Source organism: Nocardioides sp. P5_C9_2, from assembly GCF_054049555.1.
The window spans coordinates 1-4,641 of the sequence record NZ_JBFUMD010000321.1 but is presented as its reverse complement, the minus strand read 5'-3'; the positions used below and the strand labels follow the sequence as shown (position 1 = coordinate 4,641).

The window sequence follows — 4,641 nt, the reverse complement described above, 5'->3', positions numbered from 1 at the left end:
GCAGCCAGGTCAGCTCGTGCTCGAAGATCTCGGCGTCGCCGTCGGTCTTGAAGTAGCCGTGCTCGACGCCGGCCTTGGTGTAGGTCTTCACGACCCGGTCGATGAGCTGCTTGAGGCTCCACTCGCGTACGTCGGTGCCGACGGCGCCGCGGAAGTACTTGCTGGTGACGATCGTGGAGGCGTTGACCGACCAGAAGTCGGGGAACTCCACGCCGCGCTGCTCGAAGACGGTCTCGCCGGTCTTCCAGTTGGTCTGGACGACGTCGCGACGCTCCCAGGTGATGGCGTCGTACGGGTGCGTGCCAGCGGTGCTGAACACCCGTTCGAGGGTCAGGCCCTTGCCCTTTGCAGCGCCCTTGGCGCGGCTGCTCACCGTCTCGGTCATGGGTTCTCCTCGTGATCCCTCGTGATGGTCAATCGTCTTCAGCAGGACTGCCCTGCTGTGAGTGGTGCGCCCGGCACGCCGCTTCCCCACGACGTGCCGGGCAGTCTGTGTCAGCCCGTGGGGGCCGAATGGCGCTCCATGCGGAGCATCTCGATCTCCGCCTCGAAGTCCTCCGCGCTCTGGAAGGCGCGGTAGACGGAGGCGAAGCGGAGGTAGGCGACCTCGTCGAGCTCGCGCAGCGGGCTCAGGATCGCGAGACCCACCTCGTGGGCGGGGATCTCGGCCTGCCCGCTGAGGCGCAGGGCGTCCTCGACGGCCTGGCCCAGGCAGGCGAGCTGGTCCTCGGTGACCGGGCGGCCCTTGCACGCCTTGCGGACGCCGGCGATCGCCTTGTCCCGCGTGAAGGGCTCGGTCGCGCCGGAGCGCTTCTGGACGACCAGCTGCATCTGCTCGACGGTGGTGAACCGCTTGGCGCAGTCGTTGCACGTGCGACGGCGGCGGATCGAACTGCCGTCGTCGGCGACGCGGGAGTCGAGCACACGGGTGTCGGTGTTGCGGCAGTAAGGACAGTGCATGTGCGGGCCTCCCTTCCTCGCTCGTCCAGTCGGGTCCCGGGCGCGACTCGAACACCCTCTCGGGGTGTCAACGCCTGTGGACCAGCCGGTGATTCCTGTGGACAAGTAGCCTCTGGCTGTGAGGTCCGCACCCGGTCCCTGTGGACTAGATGTGGAGAACCACAACGGTGTAACTACTAGATGTAGTGGTAACCGTACGTCGGCGCGGGGACGTTGGCAAGTGGTTCGAAATGATCATCCGGGGCGGGGCGGAGGGTGCGGGTAAAACCGCAGGTCAGTGCCTCCGACAGCCCTGATCTCGGTCCACGGATGGCCCGTTCGGGCGGCGTGTCGAGGGTCTCTTCGGGACCGTTCGGTCACGTCGCCTCCGCGCATCGGACACAATGCTCCTGTGGCATCTCCGGGGAAGCGCGCAGGGGCGAGACGAGGCGCTCGTCAGCGCTCCGGGATCAACAAGGTCGCCCTCGCCCTGGCCGCCGGGATCACGCTGTGCGTGGTCGCCTGGGGCTACCTCGTCTACCTGGCCATCGACTTCGGTACGTCGGCGCGCAGCGGGCAGTCGAGCTCGTGGGCGTTCCTCGCGCTGGCGTCGCTCGGCGCGGTCGCGTGCCTGTTCACCGGGCTGATGCTCATCGCTCGACTGCTGCGCGCCCTGGGGATCACGTCGGCGCCCGACGAGCCGTCCGAGCCCGCTGCCCCGCGGGTCGCGGGTGGGCGTCGCGCGGCTCGCTGAGCCGTCCCCCTCATCGCGTCCGGAAGAAGCGGATCGTGTACGTCGCGACCTGGTCCGGCACGCCGTCCACGACGATCCCGCTGACGGTGACCTCCGCCGTACCGACCGGTCCGCTCGACCACGAGCGGCTCGGCATCTCCCACACCAGGGTGGGCTTGCCGGGGGCGGGGTCGGGGGTGCGGAGCCTGATGCCCGCGACGGGCTCGCCCTCGAAGGCGACACTCACCGTGGCCCGCGAGAAGTCCGTGTCGTCCGCACCCGAGCCGAGCGACCAGCGTCCGCGGGGGTCGAGGCGGGACGGGAACCAGCCGGCCGTCGGCCACGAGACCCATTCCGGGTTGGGCATCGTCTCGGCGAAAGGCGTACCGAAGAGGTGGGTGACGTTGGTGCGCGCGGTTCCGGCGATGCCGACGGAGGCCAGGTAGGGGTAGAGGAGCCAACGACGGTGGCCGACTCGCTGGTTGCCGCCGCCCCAGTCGTCGAGGTAGGCCTCGATCTTGTCGCTGTTGCTCTCGCCGGGCGTGCCCTCGTAGAGGTTGGACTCCCCCGCGGCGTCGTGTCCCTGGCGCGTCCAGCACGGCCAGTCCTCCGGTGGGTCATGGCTGACGGCGTGGTTGGCGGTCATGATCAGCGCCGCTGCCTGGGCGGCGGGGACGACCTTGGGGTCGAGTCGCACGGGGTCCAGTCCGGCCATCCTTCGCGCGAAGTTGATGGCGTCCAGCTGCCTCCTCGTCGAGCGGTCGGCCAACCGGCCGGGGACGCAGCCGGCGACGCTGCCGCCGATCCACCGTGGCCTGGACTCCTCGCCTCGCGCCCAGAGGCGCCGATAGGCGTCGCGGACGCTGGACCGGCTCGAGGTGTCGATCGCGGTCTGCGCGGAACTGGCTGGTAGGTGCCCTGCCTGGGTAGTGCCATGGCCGAGGGCCGGGCTCGTCGGGAGCGGGAGTGCCAGCGGGAGCGGGAGCGCCAGCTGGAGCGGGACCGCCAGGGCGAGCGGCACGACCAGGGCAGCGAGCGTGCGGGGTACGCGCATGGTCGGCCTCTCGGCGGTGGGGGTGGCGAGAACGTACTCCTCCGCGCTCTCCTCCGTCGTCCACAGGCGCCGAAGTGGGGGTCGAACTCCCGCCACGAGTCCCCTAGTTTGGATGCGTCGGCCGTGCGGGGGCATGGATCCGATGCTCTCGGGAAGAAGGTCTCCATGAATCCTGGTCGTGTACGCCGCTCGCTCGCGGCCGCGTGCGTCCTTCCGTTGCTGCTCGCGGGGTGCTCGGAGGACGAGCCGACGCCGCAAATCCCGGATCCGACGGCTTCGCCGTCGGCGGTGGAGACGGACACCGGGCCGGTGGAGCCGACGCTTCCGCCTGAGGCGGAGGGGGATGGCAAGGAGGCTGCGGAAGCGTTCGTGGGGCACTACTTCGACTACATCAATTACGCGCAGACCACCGGCGACGTGGAAGGACTCCTCGCACTCGGCCTCGCGTCCTGTAACGCTTGCCGCGGCGGCGTCGAGTTCATCAGCAAGATCTACAAGCGTGGCGGCAGCAACGAAGGGGGCGACTACTCGGTCCTCTCATCTGACGTGACTGGCCGACGCCAAGTGACAGCCAGGGTTGCCTACTTCTATCTCGACGTCGTGGCCGAACACACACGCCAAGTGGTCTCGGGAGCCGGCGACCTTGACCGGACCTACGAGGCCGGACAGGCGACTTGGCGGTTCCAGGTAGTGACCGGACCTCGTGGACTACGCATTTCGGAGTGGAGTGCAAAATGATTCGGACCCTGCCACTGATGATCGGGTTCGTTCTGAGCCTCCTCACTGGGACACCTCCGGCGACCGCAGGCGAGACATCCCCGCCCGAACCCACTGGTGAAGCTTCTGTCGGAACCACCACTGATGGGCCAGGCGGATTCGGCGCATCAGGTACTGACCAAAGCCCGCAGGGCTCGTCAGAAGGCGAAGGGCAGGAGACTGGCGCAGGCGGCACCGAAAGCGCGCTAGCTACGTCCCCCGATGTCATCTGGAAGCTCGGCGATCTATCCTGCGACACCTACAGCGGAGTGGGCTGTGTGACGCCTAACCGCTGCCCTGATGACTCAGTGCCTCGGACGTGGACGATGATCGATGCCGCCACCGGGGAGCCACTCGGCACTTACGACCAGTGCCCCGAAGACCCGCCGCCTACGGCGGAGACGACTCCCACCGCAACGGTCGACATCCCCGCCGAGGTCCTGAAGGCGTTCGAGAAGGTCACCCTCCCCGAGTCCGCCATCAACGTGCAGCCGCCGGGCGGCGAGACCTTGGTCAATCTCCCGACAATCCTGTCCACCAGCGCGGCACGTCACCAGATCCCGGTGCATCTCGACCGGGTCAACATCGACGTACTGCTCGAGGTGTGGCCCAGCCAGTTCGTGTGGCAGCACGGCGACGAGACCAGTCAGACGACGAGTACTCCCGGCAAGGCATGGACGGAGGGCGCCGACATGGCCGACCTCATCACCCACACCTATGCCAAGACCTCCGAAGGCTTGGACCTGAGTGTCGACACCACCTGGTCCGCCCAGTTCAAGGTCGTGGGCGAACCCGACTGGCGTCCTGTGGACGGGACCGTGACGATCGCCGGCGCCCCCGTCAGCGTCGCCGTCCTCGAGGCCAAGCCGCAGCTCGTCCACTGACTCGGACCGAACCGGCAACGGGGATGACTGAAGTGCCCCGCGGTCGGACCCCTGCGGGGAGCACCAGACCTCCGCTGGAACTTGAGTCACCCGGTGACTCAGGTCGCAGCTCGCGCAGTACCGACCGCCAGGGCCGCTGAAAACCCCGGAGACGGCCCTCATCGACCCGCTCATCCCTGTCCGCCCGGTCCCGCCAGCCGACAGCGGCGCCTGTGGTCCGCCGGGTGGACCAGCCGGGCCGCCATCCAGGCTGACCCCGGTCAGCACGGCACCAG

At 68.5% G+C, this 4,641-nt stretch carries 5 protein-coding genes and 1 pseudogene; 3 read left to right on the top strand and 3 right to left on the bottom strand.

Going from position 1 to position 4,641, the window contains the following annotated elements:
• A pseudogene (locus ACXJKL_RS15060) lies at positions 1 to 385 on the bottom strand (vitamin B12-dependent ribonucleotide reductase); the annotation flags it as partial.
• Between the two features lie 110 nt (positions 386 to 495).
• The gene (gene nrdR, locus ACXJKL_RS15055; protein WP_457207850.1) at positions 496 to 960 is read right to left on the bottom strand and encodes a transcriptional regulator NrdR; all 465 of its coding nucleotides are present in this window, start codon (positions 958 to 960) and stop codon (positions 496 to 498) included.
• Between the two features lie 391 nt (positions 961 to 1,351).
• Between nrdR and ACXJKL_RS15050 the strand changes: the two genes are divergently transcribed.
• Entirely contained in the window at positions 1,352 to 1,693 is a 342-nt protein-coding gene (locus tag ACXJKL_RS15050; RefSeq protein ID WP_457207849.1) for a hypothetical protein, read from the top strand.
• 10 nt (positions 1,694 to 1,703) lie between these two features.
• Here the strand turns inward: ACXJKL_RS15050 and ACXJKL_RS15045 are convergent, their stop codons facing one another.
• Positions 1,704 to 2,726, bottom strand: a complete 1,023-nt coding sequence (locus tag ACXJKL_RS15045; RefSeq protein WP_457207848.1) for a CAP domain-containing protein — start codon at positions 2,724 to 2,726, stop codon at positions 1,704 to 1,706.
• A gap of 165 nt (positions 2,727 to 2,891) precedes the next feature.
• Between ACXJKL_RS15045 and ACXJKL_RS15040 the strand changes: the two genes are divergently transcribed.
• Both ACXJKL_RS15040 and ACXJKL_RS15035 read left to right on the top strand, forming a co-directional pair.
• Entirely contained in the window at positions 2,892 to 3,464 is a 573-nt protein-coding gene (locus ACXJKL_RS15040) for a DUF6318 family protein (RefSeq protein WP_457207847.1), read from the top strand.
• Positions 3,465 to 3,481: 17 nt separating this feature from the next.
• Positions 3,482 to 4,366: a hypothetical protein gene (locus ACXJKL_RS15035; RefSeq protein WP_457207846.1), complete on the top strand. Its 885-nt coding sequence runs from the start codon at positions 3,482 to 3,484 to the stop codon at positions 4,364 to 4,366.
• Positions 4,367 to 4,641 lie beyond the last annotated feature (275 nt).